Source organism: Cohnella luojiensis, from assembly GCF_004564235.1.
Lineage (GTDB): Bacteria > Bacillota > Bacilli > Paenibacillales > Paenibacillaceae > Cohnella > Cohnella luojiensis.
Genome location: NZ_SOMN01000015.1, coordinates 1 through 16,208, shown reverse-complemented (window position 1 = coordinate 16,208; position 16,208 = coordinate 1). Strand labels below are relative to the sequence as shown.

The window sequence follows — 16,208 nt, the reverse complement described above, 5'->3', positions numbered from 1 at the left end:
GCTCAGAGTTGTTCCGCCGCTCTAATCATACGCATGACGTTCAGCTCTCCGGCCGTCCGGGGAGCTTTGCTATTTTTTAGAGGCTTGGCGGAATTCTTAATAATCACCTTGATTTGCGCGGGGGATAGCCCGGGCTTCAGAGCAAGCAACAAGGCAATGGCTCCCGTCACGTGCGAGGTGGCCATCGAAGTGCCGCTCATTTCGCGGTGTTTGCCTTTTAACCAAGCGGATACGATGCGATCGCCCGGGGCGTAGATATCGATTAATCCGCTTCGGTTGGTAAACTTGGCTATTCGGCTCAATTGGTTGGTGGCGCCTACCGCGATGGTTTGGTTGTAGCGGGCGGGATAGTCGATATCTCCTATGCGGCCGTCGTTGCCGGACGAGGCGACGATGAGAACTCCCGAACGGTAAGCGTAATTGACGGCATTCAACAGCGATTTGCTGCGCGTCTTCATTCCGAAGCTCATATTGACCACGTCCATTTGATTGCGAATGCACCACTCGATACCCAGAATGATATCGGACACGAATGCCGTTCCGTTATAGTCGAATGCTTTTACCGGATAGATCATCGAACGGGGAGCCACCCCGATCATTCCTTGCAGTTCATTGGCCGCGGCGATCGTTCCGGAAATATGCGTGCCATGACCGTTATCGTCCTGCGGCAGAGCCATCCGATGAAGCAGATTGATGCCTCGATCCAAAGAATGACGCAGATCGGGATGTCCAAAGTCCACTCCGGTGTCGATCACGCCGACCTTTACGCGGTACCCGGTCGTCCGGCTCCATGCCTGCGGCGCTTGTATGTGTTTGACGCCCCAGGGAATTCCTTTGTCGGTAACGAGGGACCCTTGGGGCAATGCCCCAACGCTGACCGGAATATCTTCCTCCAATGACGCCTTACCGCATAACGATGCAGGCAGGCTTCGGTAACTTGAGGGAATGGATAACGCTTGAATCATTTCCAAAGGACGAATTTCTTCAAGCTTCTTACTGAGGGGACCATTAACCTGCAGCGCCTGTAGGAATTGATCATAATCGTCGGGATCAGAGAAACGGAGGATGCTTCTTCGCCCGAAATCCCCTGTAGATCGAGAGGAAAAAAGCCACTCCACGATTTCGCTTACGTCCAATGCGGCTTCCCTCCCGGACGAGTGTGCAGTCTAAGCGGACGGTGCGTAAAGCACGCCATTCTGCCGTGTCCTCTACTGTATGAGCAGGGGAGAATAAAAGCTTGGGAATGTGACCTTTTTCGGCAGGAAATAGGCGGCGTTCCGTGTCAATTCTGAGCTTCTGACATAGGATGAATGGAGAGTTTCCCGGCGAGACTCTTGGTCATGCCGGTTCCTCCGCCCGCGGAGCGGCCGGGAAGGGATACAGTCGAAAAGCGAAGGTGCGGTCCGCTGGGGACGCGCCTTCGCTTTTTCGACGTCGAGGTTCGGACAAGATTGCCCCCGGAAATAAAATCGCGAAAAGTCCTGCTCTGCGACTTGCATTTTTATACGAAATACGGTTTACTAAAGGTTGACAAATCAAGGTGAAGGTCTTTACGGCGAAGCCGTTAAGCTTGGTTCACATACAGAGAGGATGGAAGTCACGTGAGCGCCGACTACGTGCTGAAACTCGACTCCGAGAAAATTCGCGAGATGCCGATGGTTGACCTGGCATATGAATTGCTGAAGACAGCTAATACCCCTTTTTACTATCGTGACTTGATGATCGAGATCGCCAAAATGCGCGGTTTAAGCGACAGCCAAGTGACGGATGTCATTGCCCAGCTTTATACGGAAATCAACATCGACGGACGCTTTGCGTGCGTCGGAAGCAACGTATGGGGACTGAAGCGTTGGTATCCGGTTGAACGTTCTGATGATCCAATGAACGGCGGAGCCAAGCGTCCTCGCATCATCAATGACGATGACGACGAAGATGATGACGACCTGTATGGCGAGGATGAGGAAGTCGCATCCCCGGACGATGAAACCTATGATCTCTTCGACGAAGAACGCGAGGAAGTGTTCGAAGAAGGTGAAGAGGCGGCGGAAGCCGATGAAGAGGTTATTATCGAAGAAGACGAAGACGCTGAAATCGAAGAAGAACTCGACGTTAAAGACGGCGTAGAGGACGATGATTTCGAAGAAGACGATGACGAAGACTTGGCGGACGACGAGGAAGAAGACGACAAATAAAACGTATATCTCCGTCCAAAAACGGCGAAGCCGTTTTACTTGACACCGCGGATTCGACACGTTAAACTAATGCTTGGGCTTTAGAAGTGAGTATTTCCATAGGTTAAGAATTTAAAAAGTGCCCCCATTTATTGGGTGACACTTTTTTCTTTTTTCGCCCTTTTTCATAGAGGGTAAAGCGCAAAATGGGTAACGATAATAAAGATGCCGCAAGGGCATGTGGTGGGGGGTTCGTACAGGGTGACCAAATACATTTTCGTAACAGGCGGTGTCGTATCATCGCTCGGTAAAGGCATAACAGCAGCATCATTAGGTCGGTTGCTTAAGAATCGCGGGCTCAAGGTGACCATTCAGAAATTCGATCCGTATATTAACGTCGACCCGGGGACGATGAGCCCTTATCAGCACGGGGAAGTATTCGTGACGGATGATGGAGCGGAGACGGATTTAGACTTGGGACATTACGAACGGTTCATCGACATTAACCTGTCGAAGAACAGCAACGTGACTACTGGTAAAATCTATTCCACGGTCATAAGCAAAGAGCGTCGGGGAGAATACCTTGGCGGCACGGTACAGGTTATTCCCCATATCACGAACGAAATCAAGGATCGCGTATTCCGCGCGGGCAAAGAAGCCGGATCGGACGTAGTCATTACGGAAATCGGGGGCACCGTAGGCGATATCGAGAGCTTGCCGTTCCTGGAAGCCATTCGTCAAATAAAGAGCGACATCGGCCGCGACAATGTCATGTACATCCATGTTACGCTTATTCCTTATATCAAGGCTGCCGGAGAAGTGAAAACGAAGCCGACTCAACATAGCGTGAAGGAACTGCGCAGCATCGGTATACAACCGAACATGATCGTATGCCGCACGGAGTATCCGCTCGCGGACGACCTGAAGCGCAAGATTGCCTTATTCTGCGATATCGACGCGAATGCGGTAATTGAATGCCGCGATGCTTCTACGTTATATGAGGTGCCGTTAAACCTTCGCGAGCAAGGCTTGGACGACTATGTCGTTAAGCATTTGAACCTAACCGTCGATGCCCCGGACATGACGGAATGGGAAAAGCTCGTCGCGCGGGTGAAGTCGCTTAAGAAGACGACGGAGATCGCCATCGTCGGCAAATACGTTGCCCTTCATGACGCTTATCTCAGTATTGTTGAATCGCTTGCCCATGCGGGTATCGATGCGGACTCCGAAGTGAAAATCCGCTGGGTTAACGCGGAGGAGATTACTCCAAGCAACGTGAACGAAGCGTTAAACGGAGTACATGGGATTCTCGTTCCTGGCGGCTTCGGGGACAGGGGAATCGAAGGCAAGATTACCGCGATACGTTACGCCCGCGAGAGCGGAACGCCTTTCTTCGGAATTTGCTTAGGAATGCAGGTGGCGGTCGTCGAATATGCCCGTTCCATGGCTGGTCTGGACGGGGCGAACAGCTCCGAGATTCATCCGGCAACGCCTTATCCAGTCATCGATCTTCTGCCGGAGCAGAAGGATATCGAGGATCTTGGCGGCACGATGCGCCTAGGCTTGTATCCTTGCAAAGTGGTTCCGGGCAGCTTAGCTGCGCAATGCTACGGAGACGAGCTAGTTTACGAGCGTCATCGCCACCGGTACGAGTTCAACAACGAGTATCGCGAGCGTATTGAATCGGCTGGTCTGCGAATCTCGGGTACGTCGCCGGACGGACGCCTGGTAGAGATGATCGAGCTTCCTGATCATCCATGGTTCCTCGCGGTGCAATTCCATCCGGAATTCACCTCCCGTCCTAACCGTCCGCAGCCTTTGTTCCGCGAGTTCGTGAAGGCGGCGCTTCGCCGTTCCGAAGTCTAATTGCTTAGGCCATTTCGGTTTCATACCCTGAACTAAATAACCATTAAACCGTTTCGGCTTCGTGCCGGAGCGGTTTTTTCTAGGCTGTTTCCACCTTCTTGTATGCGCTGAGCGCATCTTGGTGAATAATATATATTTAAGTTGCTCTACATAATTTTTACATGGAAACAGGAGGAATTTATACCCTGGGCCTAGAATAAAGGTACAGATAGCGATTCGGGGGTGAGCTCTTTGGATAAGAAGAAATTATTAATCGTCGATGATCAAGTGGGCATCCGCATATTGCTGTTAGAGGTCTTTGCAACCGAAGGCTATGACACTTTCCAAGCGGCCAATGGGAGAACGGCGCTAGAAATTGTCAGGAACCATCGTCCGGATCTGGTGTTGTTAGACATGAAGATACCCGGCATGGACGGGCTGGAAATCCTCAAGCAAATCAAGGAATACGACCGCGGCATTAAAGTGATTATGATGACGGCTTACGGAGAGCTCGACATGATTAAGGAAGCTACCGACTTGGGAGCTTTGATGCATTTTACGAAACCGTTCGATATCGACGAGATGAGGCTCGCGGTTAACATGCAGATGGGAGAAGGTTCCGCTTCGCGATTCGCGACCGGATCCTAGCCCTGATGGCGTATGTTACGACTCCTCTATAGGCGCGAAACTTCGTTCGGTTTACTTCACGAAGTCATTTTGTGTTATAATAACGCAGTATGTACGAGTCGTGAGAAAACGAATGAAACCCGCAGGAGGAATTGTACACTATGCCATTAGTATCGATGTCCGAATTTTTGCCGCAAGCCAAAGCAGGTAAATATGCTGTCGGCCAGTTTAACATGAACAACCTGGAGTTCGCGCAAGCGATCACCGATGCAGCGATCGAAGAAAATTCGCCGTTCATCTTCGGGGTCAGCGAAGGCGCCTTGAAGTACATGGGAATGGAATATACGGTTGCAATCGCTAAAGCGGCTGCCGAGAAATCCGGTCTTCCGATCGCGTTGCATTTAGACCACGGAAGCAATTTCGATATTGCTATGAAATGTATCCGTGCCGGCTTCTCGTCCGTTATGTTCGACGGTTCGCACCACTCTTTCGAAGATAACATCCGCTTGACTAAAGAAGTCGTTAAAGCCGCTCATGCAATGGGCGTATCCGTTGAAGGCGAGCTGGGCACGATCGGCGGCGTCGAAGACGATATCAGCGTTGACGAAGCGCACGCGGCGCTTGCCAAGCCCGAAGAAGCGATCCGTTTCTATGAAGAAACCGGCGTTGACTGCTTGGCTATCGCGGTAGGTACAGCTCACGGGATGTACAAAGGCGAAGTGAAAATCCATTTCGATATCATTAAAGAAGTCGTTTCCAAAATTCCGGTACCTATCGTTCTTCACGGCGGCTCCGGCGTTCCGGATGAAATGATTCGCGAAGCGATCCAATCCGGCGCAGGCAAAATCAACGTGAACACCGAAAACCAAGTCGCTTGCACGGAAGCCATCCGGGCCGTACTTGCGAAGGACGGCAACGTATACGATCCGCGCAAATACTTGACGCCGGCTCGCAATGCGATGAAAGCAGTCGTACAGGAGAAAATCCGCCTGTTCGGAAGCAGCAACAAAGCATAATTTCACCTATTATTATGTAACGTATCATGCGCGGGAAAACGTCTTTAGGCGTTTTCCCGTTCCTTCATGTGTCGGTGATTTCCGTCGACAACAACACGAGGAGGAAGACAGCATTCATGGATAAATTGATGGTCCGGGGAGGCCGACCGCTCAGAGGCACGGTCGGAATTAGCGGCGCGAAAAATAGCGCTGTCGCTCTTATTCCCGCAGCAATACTGGCAGAATCCGAAGTGAGGCTGGACAACCTGCCTCAACTCAGCGATGTGGCGGTTTATGCGGAATTGTTAGAAGAGCTTGGAGGCAAGGTATCTTGGCAGGATGACACGATGTCTATCGATCCATCCGCGATGAAATCGGTGCCGATGCCAAATGGAAGAGTCAAGATGCTTAGAGCATCCTATTACTTGATGGGAGCTTTATTGGGGAGATTCGGAGAGGCGACGATCGGATTACCCGGCGGATGCAATTTCGAGCCGCGCCCGATCGATCAGCATATCAAAGGCTTCGAAGCATTGGGAGCGGAAGTAACCAATGATCATGGGTCCATTCGGATCAGAGCCAAGGAACTGCGAGGCGCCAAGATTTATTTGGATGTCGTCAGCGTTGGAGCCACTATTAATATTATGTTGGCGGCCTCTAGGGCAAAGGGATTAACCTTGATCGAGAACGCGGCCAAAGAACCGGAGATTATAGACGTAGCTACGTTGCTTAACGCCATGGGGGCCAAGATCAAAGGCGCAGGCACGGAGACGATCCGAATCGAAGGCGTTCAGGAAATGCACGGATGCAGGCATTCTATTATTCCCGATCGCATACAAGCTGGAACATACATGATAGCCGCTGCGGCAACCCGCGGCGACGTCCTTATCGATAATATTATTCCTAAGCATTTAGAAGCCATGACAGCGAAGCTGCAAGAAATGGGCGTCCATGTGTACGAGATGGACGAAGCGATTCGAGTTGTCGGGCAATCTCTCTACGAAGCGGTAGACGTTAAGGCGCTGGTCTACCCAGGCTTTGCCACGGATTTGCAATCGCCGATGACCAGCCTGCTTGCGCAAGCTCGCGGCGTTAGCGTGCTGTCCGATTACGTGTACAACAACAGGTTCAAGCATGTTCCCGAGCTTGCCCGCATGGGCGCGCAAATTCGGGTGGAAGGCCGATCCGCCATTATCGAAGGCGGACCTCTTAATGCAGCTAAAGTCAGGGCAGCCGATCTTCGCGCGGGAGCTGCGCTTGTCGTTGCCGCGCTAACCGTCGAAGAAGGCACGACGGAAATTAGCGGAGTCGAATACATTGACCGGGGATATGAGCGACTAGTCACGCAGCTTAGCAACTTGGGCGCGGAAGTATGGCGGCAAGGCTAATAAGTACATTGTTGATTTCTAATTAAAAGTGGGGATTCTATTGACCGATTTAATGATGGCTGATTTGGAAGGGCTGAAGCTGACCGAGTTGTACAAGCTTGCGAAGCAGCACACAATCATTAACTACGCCCAGATGAAGAAGAGAGAACTGATTATTGCTATCTTGCGGGCGCAGGCAGAGCGCAGCGGCCTGATGTTCATGGAAGGCGTTCTCGAAGTTCTTCCCGAGGGTTTCGGATTTTTAAGACCGATAAACTACCTGCCAAGCGCCGAGGATATTTACATCTCGGCCTCGCAGATTCGCAAATTCGATCTGCGCACCGGGGATCTGGTATCCGGCAAATGCCGGGCGCCGAAAGAAAGCGAACGGTATTTCGGACTCCTTCAGGTAAACGCCGTGAATGGCGTTACTCCGGAAACCGCCGCGGAACGTCTGCATTTCCCAGCTCTTACCCCGCTGTATCCGCAGAAGAAGATCAAGCTCGAAACGTCTCCCACCCATCTGTCCACTCGCATTATGGATCTTGTAGCTCCCGTCGGATTAGGCCAGCGCGGATTGATCGTAGCGCAACCCAAAGCAGGTAAAACGTTGCTGCTTAAGGAAATTGCCAATAGCATTTCGATTAACCATCCGGAGATCGACCTATTCGTACTTCTGATCGACGAGCGTCCGGAGGAAGTTACGGACATGCAGCGCTCGGTTAAAGGAGAAGTTATCGCGTCTACTTTCGATGAAGTGCCGGAGAACCATATCAAAGTTGCCGAGTTGGTGCTGGAACGGGCGCTTAGGCTTGTCGAGCATAAACGCGACGTTGTCATTCTGTTAGATAGCATTACAAGGCTTGCGAGGGCGTACAACCTCGTTGTTCCGCCGTCCGGTCGTACGTTGTCCGGGGGGATCGATCCAGCCGCGTTCCATCGCCCGAAGCGGTTCTTCGGCTCGGCGCGTAATATCGAGGAAGGCGGAAGCTTGACCATTCTCGCTACCGCGCTCGTGGAAACGGGATCGCGTATGGACGACATTATTTATGAAGAGTTTAAAGGTACGGGCAATATGGAGTTGCATCTCGATCGCAAGCTATCCGAACGCCGCATATTCCCGGCGCTGGACATTCGGCGGTCGGGCACCCGGCGGGAAGAATTGTTGCTCGACAAGGAAGCGCTCGACAAGTTATGGGCGATTCGCAAGAGCATGAACGATTCGATGGAATTCGTGGAGGGCTTCCTCAAGAAGCTCTCCAACACGAAGACGAACCAGGAGTTCCTGGATTCTCTGGATACGAGCGGGGGACCGAGCGCTCCTAGTCCATCCTCTATGGGATCCGGCGGAGCACGCCGCCCGACGAGAAGCAGCCCGCCTAGAGTGTAATGTGGAGGAGGGCTTAACCCATGCATCTAGTCTACGCAGACGAACAAGGCAATGTTTTCGATCATCCCGAGCTTTATGGCATCGCCCGCAGCGGCAATGATCTCGTCGAACTACTCGATGAAGAGCTTATTCCGTTGCCGGCAGGAGCTACGTTAGTCGGGCTTCCCTATACACGTCCGGTTGGAATGGATCCGGTCAGCGGGAAAATGCAATTGCTTCCCGGTGCCTACCAGGCGGTTGGCGCTTTGCTGCCGCAAGGCTTCACCCGGTACTATGTTCCCGGGTACTCCAAGACGGACAAGACGCAGAAGTTTCCGTTGTTCGGTTATACGGCGGTCGTATGGAAGGATGGCGGGTTCTACGTAGCCGCCGGACAAAGCGACGATCCCGAACCTTGGAATCCGGAGAACTGCGACCGCAAGGACTTGGAAATTCAAGTCGAGCGTCTTCTTGAGACGTATCCGGACAACAAACTGTACAAACATCTGTCCCACTGCGCATTGGAGTACGAATGCCTTACGGCATCCAATACTTTCCTGCAACGCCTTGAGGGGGCGGTTCCGGTCTCTTTCTCCTGCAATGCCGGCTGTTACGGATGCATATCCGAGCAACCTGACGATAGCGGCTTCGTCGCGCCTCAATCCCGGTTGAAGTTCAAGCCGGAGGTCGACGAGGTTGTCGAAATCATGCTGGAGCATTTGAAGACTCCGAATTCGATTATCAGCTTCGGCCAAGGATGCGAGGGGGAACCCTCCACGCAAGCCCGCACGATCGTCGAAGCGATGAAGCGAGTTCGTGCGCAAACCTCGCTAGGCTACATTAACATCAATACGAATGCGGGCCTGTCGGATCATATGAGGGCGATTACGGACGCCGGATTGGATCTGATGCGGGTCAGTACGATCAGCGCGCTCGACGAGCATTATAACGCGTACTACATGCCTCGGGGATATACGCTGAAGAACGTGGAGAAATCGTTGAAATACGCGACGGACAAAGGGGTTTACACTTCCATCAACTACCTGGTGTTCCCCGGCGTGACGGATCGCGAGGAAGAGATCGAAGCGATGATCGGTTTTGCCCGCAGAACCGGATTGAAATTAATACAGATGCGCAACTTGAATATCGATCCCGACGCGTATCTTAGCTTGATTCCTCCGGCGCAAGGCGAGATCTACGGGATGAAGGCGCTTCTCGATATTTATCGCCAAGAGCTTCCGGACGTGGTCATCGGATCTTACACGCATGTTCCGCCGCTTCGCCTAGCTTAACCAGTTACATTACGCTTGTCATTTAAACCTCATGCGTGCTATAATCCCATCATGTGTTTATTACTCTGGATCCACATGTTGATTCAGGGCAGAAAGAGGTGAACCCTTTGAAACCATCCATTCATCCGCAATACAATGTGATTACGGCATCTTGCGCATGCGGAAACACTTTCGAAACAGGTTCGATCAAATCGAATCTTAAAGTAGAGATCTGTTCGGCTTGCCACCCGTTCTACACAGGTAAACAGAAGTTTATCGATGCCGGCGGTCGCGTAGACAAGTTCAAGAAAAAATACGGTATTTAATAATGCAACCGATAGCAAGTTTCGATCGAAACGCTCGGTAGTCATAAAAAGAATTTCCGTATAGAGATAAGCCTCCCTTGAAATCCTACCGGATATAAAGGGAGGTTTTTTCATGCGGAAGCATTGGAAAGCAATGGGCTTTACGTTTGCGTTATTAAGCGCGGTGGTGTTGATAACTGGCTGCGGGAACAATGCCGGGACGAACGCGAACGGCGTCAGGCCCCAAGGCTACAGCGACGACGGGTATCTGGGCATGACGAATAACCGGCCGCGGCTTCCCGGGCATCACGCGGTAACTAACTATGGTGTCGATAATGTTTCGATGAGGGAAGCGATCGAGAATGTACCCGGCGTTGCGGATTCGAACATTACTTTCACCGGGGCCGACGCTTATGTGACGATCAAGCTTGAGCCAGGGCTGCTAGCACGGGAGATTCCGACCGTTGAGCAGCAGGCTGCCACGGTGTTGAGATTCAATTATCCAAGGTACACCATTCATGTAACATCAATGAAATAAGAGTTGCCCAATCATGAGGGAACTGTTTCCTTCGGTTGCACTTCCCTCATGAATTCGCTATACTTAGTTTTGCCGTGCTAGACGGGGAGGTAGCGGTGCCCTGTAACTCGCAATCCGCTCCAGCGAGGTTGAATTCCTGTTTTAGGTTTTGTGATGCAGGTTCCGGTAGGCTTCGTGCCGTGTTGACGGCAGGGTCCTCCGCGAGGGACGGCCATGAACCCGGTCAGGTCCGGAAGGAAGCAGCCATAAGTGGTTTAGTTCTTGTGTTGGAGGGTAGCTCGGCCCGAGCGACTCACTCCTATTCGGCTGGATCACAATTATCGAGATCAGGTGCACGGTCCTAATAAATGAATACGTACCGCTGAATAGCGTGAATGGAGCATCTTGGCATACCTGCCGGGATGCTTCTTTTGTATGTGCTGCGCATGGCCTCTCACGAAAAGTCTACCCGTAAAATACTTCCGGTGTCTTAGGTCCAAAGGAGGGAAATAACGAAATATACCGAATATTTACAATTGTGCTGGCTCGTTGACCGGAGGTGAATACAAATGATGGACGATTCGGCATTGATCGCGGAAGGCAATCACGTCAATTCGGAATCAATAAAGCAGGAGCTCTACATACGGCAATTCGCGCAAGGTTTTCTGTCGTTGGAGGGTATCGGGGTACTTCTGCTTGATTCCGAGTTCCGCATTGTGGAAATCAGCGAGATGATATGTTCCCTGTTCGGTTTTAACCGAGCTGACATCATTGATCAATCTGCCGAGTTATGGTTTGATTCGCTGTCCTTACATCCTCATCCGTTTGATCGAAGCTTGCTGGAGGGAAAAACGTTTCGTAACCGGGTGTTGAATCGGAAACGCGATAAGCACAGCCATAAGCTGATGCTGGACGGCGAAGTCCTTCGAGAGAACGGTATGGTATCGGGGGCGTTTATTCTATTTAGGGATGTATCCCACTTATTGACTTTGGAAGAGCAAATTAGGCGATCGGACCGTTTGAAAACCATCGGTCAGATCGCGGCGGGCACCGCTCATGAAATTCGAAATCCGTTAACGGCAATTAAAGGGTTTATGCAGCTATTGAATAAAGCCCTCTCGGATCGCGACATGAGCAAGGAACAAGAATTCGTGAGCATCGTCTTATCGGAACTTGAGAGAGTAAACGATCTGGTCAGCGAATTTCTGCTTCTTAGCAAGCCCAAGGAGATCAAGCTTGTGCCGATAAGGATGGGGACAATTCTGCATGAAATCCTGCCCATGATCCGGAGTGAAGCGATGCTTTACAAGGTGACCGTGCTGTATTACCCGAAACCGGAGCTGCCTTCGATCTTGGCAGATAAGGAGCAGTTGAAGCAAGTATTTCTTAATCTAGGGAAAAACGCAATCGAAGCAATGAACGGGGGAGGGACATTAATAATTCGCGAGTGCAGTTATCCATACGAGCCGGATAGGGTCGCAGTGGAAATTTGCGATACGGGATCCGGTATACCGGCCGAAGTGCTGGAGAAGGTGTTCGATCCTTTTTTTACGACAAAACCTCTAGGAACGGGATTGGGTCTCTCGGTATGCCAGCGGATCGTTCACGACCTGGGCGGCAGCATAGAGGTATCTTCGGACGAAGGCGGCACGCAGTTTACGGTTTTGATGCCCCATGCCGATGCGCGTATGGATTAGCAAGAATTCGCAGCTCGCGGTGGAGCGCGGTCATCCGATGATGTATAATGGGTGAAACGGCAAGCTGACGGGAGCGACGAGCAATGGCACATCTTGCTTTGTACCGGGCCTGGCGTCCCCAGACGTTCAAGGACATGGTCGGGCAGCAACATATCGTACAGACCTTACAAAATGCAATTCGCGAGAATAGGCTTTCCCACGCGTATTTGTTCAGCGGGCCTAGAGGGACCGGTAAAACGAGCGCAGCGAAAATATTGGCCAAAGCGGTTAACTGCGAACGCGGTCCGTCGCCTGAACCATGTAACGAGTGCTCGCAATGCGAGCGGATTACAAGCGGTTCCGTTATGGACGTTGTAGAGATCGATGCGGCATCCAATCGCGGGGTAGAAGAGATTCGCGATATTCGCGACAAAGTCAAATACTCGCCGACGGAAGTGCGGCGTAAAGTTTATATTATCGACGAAGTGCACATGCTGACGACGGAAGCCTTTAATGCGCTGCTCAAAACTTTGGAGGAGCCCCCCGGACATGTTATGTTCGTCCTCGCGACGACGGAACCCCACAAGCTTCCGCCGACGATCATCTCTCGTTGCCAACGTTTTGATTTTCGCCGAGTTTCGTTAGAGGAGCAAGCTGGACGGCTTCGGGAAATCTGCGAGGAAGAGCGTATCCATGCCGAGGAGGAAGCGCTTAGTTATATTGCCCGTCTTTCGGACGGAGGGATGCGGGATGCCCTTAGCCTGCTGGATCAGATTTCTTCCTTTACGGGCGGTCAAGTTAGCCTGGAGCAGGCCATCGAGGCGACCGGGGGTCTCCCTTCGGAGCAATTCGCGAGGTTGGCCATCGCGATTCGCGAGAACGATGCGTCGAAGGTTCTTCTTGAGATCGACGAGATGATGAGAGCCGGCAAGAGCGCGGACAAATGCTTAGAGCAGCTTATGCATTATTTCCGCGACCTGCTGTTGGCGCAATTAGCCCCCGATGCGGGAGATTCCTCGGGACGCATCGCCAATCCGGGCGAACTGAAAGAGATGTCCGCCGGATTTTCTCGGGAGCGGTTATTTGCTATCATAGATTTGTTGAATCGTTATCAGAGCGAAATGAAATACGCTGCTCATCCGCAAACGATGTTCGAAATTGCTCTCTTAAAGCTTTGCTCGGATAGTTTAGGCGTAACGACTTCATCGGAGTCGACATCTCAAGACGGTAAAAGCTCTTCGTCGGAAACGGGCGTGGGCCGCGGCGAGCTAAGCCAGTTAAAGCAACAAATCGCAGCCTTGGAGAATAAAATCGGGGCGTTAATCAGCGGAGGTATTTCTGCGGCTCCGGCCGGGGCATCCACTGCTTCGAGCGGCGGGAACTCGGGAGCACGAGGAAGCTCGTCCGGGAGTTCCGCAGGGACTTCCGGCGCGCCGCGTCCTGTCTCCATTCCCCGCCAGAAGCTGACGGCTTATGTAGAAGCGCAAGCTTCTTCGGGGGCATCGCTTGCCAAGTGGCCGCAGATTCTGCAACGAGTCAAGGAAGAGCGAGTCACCGTTCACGCCTGGCTGACCGACGGCGAGCCGGTATCTTTCGCGGACAACACTATCGTAGTAGCTTTCCGGAATACGATCCATCGCGAGACGACGGAGAGGCCAGCTAACAAAGGGGTCATCGAAGGGGTTTTGAGCGCTATTTTCGGGAATCCGACACAGCTTGTCACCATCATGCAGAAGGAATGGCAGGATGCGCTCGCGGAAAGCGCCGGCAGGCCGAAGGAACCCGCGGCTGGCGAAGAGCTCCTTCTCGTGCCGGAGGATGAAGCCGAGGGCAAGAGCGAACCTTGGGTCGATGAGGCCGTTCGATTATTCGGGGAGCAATTAGTAACGATTAAAGATGACTAACTATTTAGGAGGCTAATTAGATGAACAACATGAATCAAATGATGAAGCAAGTGAAGAAAATGCAGGAGCAAATGATGAAAGCCCAGGAAGAGCTGGGTTCCAAAACGATCGAAGGAACGGCTGGCGGCGGCGTCGTAACCGTCTCCGTTAACGGCCATAAGAAACTGCTCGACATCAAGATCAAACCGGAAGCCGTTGATCCGGAAGATATTGAAATGCTGCAGGATCTCGTGCTGACTGCGGTTAACGACGCGTTGACCAAAGCGGATGAGCTTGCTAACCAGGATATGGGCAAGTATACCGGCGGCATGAAAATCCCGGGATTGTTCTAAGAGCCCGCAGATAAGAAGAATAGAGGAGACTGGAGCCCTTGTTTTATCCGGAACCGATTGCCAAGCTGATCGACTCCTTCTCCCGCCTTCCGGGCATCGGGCCGAAGACGGCCGCTAGGCTGGCTTTCTACGTCTTGCGAATGAAGGAAGAAGACGTGATTGATTTCGCTAAGGCGCTGGTGAACGTGAAGAGAAACCTGACCTATTGCTCCGTCTGCTGCAACATAACCGATACGGATCCTTGCCGGATTTGCTCGGACAAATCGAGGGATGTATCCGTCATTTGCGTCGTGCAGGAACCCAAGGACTTGGTCGCCATGGAGAGAACGCGCGAGTTCAACGGCCATTACCACGTGCTGAACGGCGCGATATCCCCGATGGACGGCTTGGGTCCGGATGACATTCGGATTGCGGAATTGGTCAGGCGGCTCGGCGATGAGCGGGTGCAGGAGCTCATACTCGCTACGAATCCCAACATCGAGGGCGAAGCGACCGCTATGTACCTCTCTCGATTGGTAAAACCGTTCGGGATTAAAGTGACTCGAATCGCTCACGGACTACCGGTTGGCGGAGACTTGGAATATGCGGACGAGGTTACGATCTCCAAAGCTTTGGAGGGCCGCAGAGAGCTTTACTAGCATGGAGTTGCAATACACCTTCGTTTAACGGGCGCCTTCGGGCGTCTTTTTTATTTTTACCCGTGCTTTAAGTTCTAAGAGAATTAACCCGGGTATACAAATAGGGTAATGGGTTGTCCTATGAAGGACGACGCCGCATGAAGACGCGGGAGGGATTGTCGTGCAACTGGGAAAAAAGCGCGAACCGGCCTCGGTGCAATCGATTGAACGTCAAAGGCTCATTGCGGATATCCGTAAAGCGGAACAGGAATGGATCCAGGCGGAATGGACATTTCAGCATGCGCTTGGAGAGGACCATGTAGACTATGCGATTTATTGCTTAGAGGCCGCGGAGAAAAGACTTAGCATACTTCTGAGGCAAGCGAAGTGGCAATGGAGTCACCCGGCAACTGTAGAAGAGGGCGAGGGTATAGGATGAAAACGTTCTGGCTAGTCCTTCTCATCGTCTCGGGTGCCTCATTAGGACTCGTGTTGCTGAAGCGGAATGTGCCCAAAGGTTGGTTGATGCGCTTCAGTCTGCACTTAATTATTGCCGCGCTGGCGTTGTATGCCTTGAATTTCTCGGGCTTGGTGACAGGCTGGTACGTGCCGTTGAATCCTTTTACGATCGGGACGGTTGCGCTGCTCGGGTTGCCGGGAATAGGCCTGGTACTGGGATTGCAATGGACATTGCTTGTGTGAAAACGCCTGCCGATGCAGGCATTTTTTATTGGTTTCAATGGAGAGTGCTCGTTTGGCGAAAATTGTTCGCGTAATTTGGTTGACGGGCTGTCCGAGGATGTGATACATTATATCTCGCGCCTCTTGGGCAAGCCTAAACGGCTGACAAGAAACATCAGAAACTGACAGAAATTACTTGTTGCAACGATGATAGGCGCTGTGGTATATTATAAAAGTCGCCGTTAGCGCGGTAGACACGAAAACGAAACACGAATTGTTCTTTGAAAACTGAACATTGAGCGTAAGAAACAAACAATCGTCGAGGTCGACTTTCGAGTCGGCTAAGACAAACCAGCAATGCAGATTGAGCCTCAAAGGCTCTTTAATAAGAAGCTTCGGCTTCACTATTATGGAGAGTTTGATCCTGGCTCAGGACGAACGCTGGCGGCGTGCCTAATACATGCAAGTCGAACGAATCTAGAAGTTAGCTTGCTAACTTTTAGGTTAGTGGCGGACGGGTGAGTAACACGT

The 16,208-nt window shown here is 51.9% G+C and carries 16 protein-coding genes, 1 rRNA gene and 1 other RNA gene; 17 read left to right on the top strand and 1 reads right to left on the bottom strand.

Annotation, left to right across the window (positions count from 1 at the left end; translation table 11 throughout):
- Window positions 1-2: 2 nt before the first annotated feature.
- Window positions 3-1,136, bottom strand: a complete 1,134-nt coding sequence (locus tag E2980_RS12200; RefSeq protein WP_135152457.1) for a S8 family peptidase — start codon at window positions 1,134-1,136, stop codon at window positions 3-5.
- 465 nt (window positions 1,137-1,601) lie between these two features.
- Between E2980_RS12200 and rpoE the strand changes: the two genes are divergently transcribed.
- From rpoE to E2980_RS12115, 17 genes are all read left to right on the top strand, one after another.
- Window positions 1,602-2,192: a DNA-directed RNA polymerase subunit delta gene (rpoE, locus tag E2980_RS12195; RefSeq protein WP_135152456.1), complete on the top strand. Its 591-nt coding sequence runs from the start codon at window positions 1,602-1,604 to the stop codon at window positions 2,190-2,192.
- A 240-nt stretch (window positions 2,193-2,432) separates the two neighbouring features.
- On the top strand, window positions 2,433-4,037 hold the full coding sequence (locus E2980_RS12190) for a CTP synthase (protein WP_135152455.1): 1,605 nt from the start codon (window positions 2,433-2,435) through the stop codon (window positions 4,035-4,037).
- Window positions 4,038-4,268: 231 nt separating this feature from the next.
- Window positions 4,269-4,664: a response regulator gene (locus E2980_RS12185; RefSeq protein ID WP_135152454.1), complete on the top strand. Its 396-nt coding sequence runs from the start codon at window positions 4,269-4,271 to the stop codon at window positions 4,662-4,664.
- Window positions 4,665-4,804: 140 nt separating this feature from the next.
- Entirely contained in the window at window positions 4,805-5,659 is an 855-nt protein-coding gene (gene fba, locus E2980_RS12180; protein WP_135152453.1) for a class II fructose-1,6-bisphosphate aldolase, read from the top strand.
- A 116-nt stretch (window positions 5,660-5,775) separates the two neighbouring features.
- A complete protein-coding gene (locus E2980_RS12175; RefSeq protein ID WP_135152452.1) occupies window positions 5,776-7,026 on the top strand; it encodes a UDP-N-acetylglucosamine 1-carboxyvinyltransferase in 1,251 nt (416 codons plus the stop codon).
- Between the two features lie 52 nt (window positions 7,027-7,078).
- Window positions 7,079-8,395, top strand: a complete 1,317-nt coding sequence (rho, locus tag E2980_RS12170; protein ID WP_135152487.1) for a transcription termination factor Rho — start codon at window positions 7,079-7,081, stop codon at window positions 8,393-8,395.
- A 20-nt stretch (window positions 8,396-8,415) separates the two neighbouring features.
- Complete coding sequence (locus E2980_RS12165; RefSeq protein ID WP_135152451.1) at window positions 8,416-9,666, top strand: radical SAM family protein; 1,251 nt, start codon at window positions 8,416-8,418, stop codon at window positions 9,664-9,666.
- Between the two features lie 107 nt (window positions 9,667-9,773).
- Window positions 9,774-9,971 (top strand): 50S ribosomal protein L31, encoded by a 198-nt coding sequence (gene rpmE / locus E2980_RS12160; protein ID WP_120979354.1) that lies wholly within the window; start codon window positions 9,774-9,776, stop codon window positions 9,969-9,971.
- Window positions 9,972-10,083: 112 nt separating this feature from the next.
- Complete coding sequence (locus tag E2980_RS12155; RefSeq protein WP_135152450.1) at window positions 10,084-10,488, top strand: hypothetical protein; 405 nt, start codon at window positions 10,084-10,086, stop codon at window positions 10,486-10,488.
- 72 nt (window positions 10,489-10,560) lie between these two features.
- Window positions 10,561-10,826, top strand: an RNA gene (ffs, locus tag E2980_RS12150) — signal recognition particle sRNA large type.
- A 210-nt stretch (window positions 10,827-11,036) separates the two neighbouring features.
- Window positions 11,037-12,164, top strand: a complete 1,128-nt coding sequence (locus tag E2980_RS12145) for a two-component system sensor histidine kinase NtrB (protein WP_135152449.1) — start codon at window positions 11,037-11,039, stop codon at window positions 12,162-12,164.
- An 83-nt stretch (window positions 12,165-12,247) separates the two neighbouring features.
- Window positions 12,248-14,047 carry a DNA polymerase III subunit gamma/tau gene (gene dnaX / locus E2980_RS12140; RefSeq protein WP_135152448.1) on the top strand — a complete coding sequence of 600 codons (1,800 nt, stop codon included), beginning with the start codon at window positions 12,248-12,250 and terminating at the stop codon, window positions 14,045-14,047.
- A gap of 20 nt (window positions 14,048-14,067) precedes the next feature.
- Window positions 14,068-14,379, top strand: coding sequence for a YbaB/EbfC family nucleoid-associated protein (locus tag E2980_RS12135; RefSeq protein ID WP_135152447.1), 312 nt, complete (start codon window positions 14,068-14,070; stop codon window positions 14,377-14,379).
- A 38-nt stretch (window positions 14,380-14,417) separates the two neighbouring features.
- Window positions 14,418-15,017, top strand: a complete 600-nt coding sequence (gene recR / locus E2980_RS12130; RefSeq protein ID WP_135152446.1) for a recombination mediator RecR — start codon at window positions 14,418-14,420, stop codon at window positions 15,015-15,017.
- Between the two features lie 160 nt (window positions 15,018-15,177).
- Window positions 15,178-15,435, top strand: a complete 258-nt coding sequence (locus E2980_RS12125; protein ID WP_240703008.1) for a DUF2508 family protein — start codon at window positions 15,178-15,180, stop codon at window positions 15,433-15,435.
- Complete coding sequence (locus tag E2980_RS12120) at window positions 15,432-15,698, top strand: pro-sigmaK processing inhibitor BofA family protein (RefSeq protein WP_135152444.1); 267 nt, start codon at window positions 15,432-15,434, stop codon at window positions 15,696-15,698. Before E2980_RS12125 ends, E2980_RS12120 begins: the two co-directional genes overlap by 4 nt.
- A 385-nt stretch (window positions 15,699-16,083) precedes the next feature.
- Window positions 16,084-16,208 (top strand): 16S ribosomal RNA (locus tag E2980_RS12115); the annotation flags it as partial.

Bases quoted from the DNA above. Each gene is read 5' to 3' on its own strand.
- dnaX (WP_135152448.1), top strand. From the start codon at position 12,248: ATGGCACATCTTGCTTTGTACCGGGCCTGGCGTCCCCAGACGTTCAAG.
- E2980_RS12155 (WP_135152450.1), top strand. From the start codon at position 10,084: ATGCGGAAGCATTGGAAAGCAATGGGCTTTACGTTTGCGTTATTAAGC.
- rho (WP_135152487.1), top strand. From the start codon at position 7,079: ATGATGGCTGATTTGGAAGGGCTGAAGCTGACCGAGTTGTACAAGCTT.
- E2980_RS12175 (WP_135152452.1), top strand. From the start codon at position 5,776: ATGGATAAATTGATGGTCCGGGGAGGCCGACCGCTCAGAGGCACGGTC.
- E2980_RS12145 (WP_135152449.1), top strand. From the start codon at position 11,037: ATGATGGACGATTCGGCATTGATCGCGGAAGGCAATCACGTCAATTCG.
- E2980_RS12120 (WP_135152444.1), top strand. From the start codon at position 15,432: ATGAAAACGTTCTGGCTAGTCCTTCTCATCGTCTCGGGTGCCTCATTA.
- E2980_RS12165 (WP_135152451.1), top strand. From the start codon at position 8,416: ATGCATCTAGTCTACGCAGACGAACAAGGCAATGTTTTCGATCATCCC.
- E2980_RS12135 (WP_135152447.1), top strand. From the start codon at position 14,068: ATGAACAACATGAATCAAATGATGAAGCAAGTGAAGAAAATGCAGGAG.
- fba (WP_135152453.1), top strand. From the start codon at position 4,805: ATGCCATTAGTATCGATGTCCGAATTTTTGCCGCAAGCCAAAGCAGGT.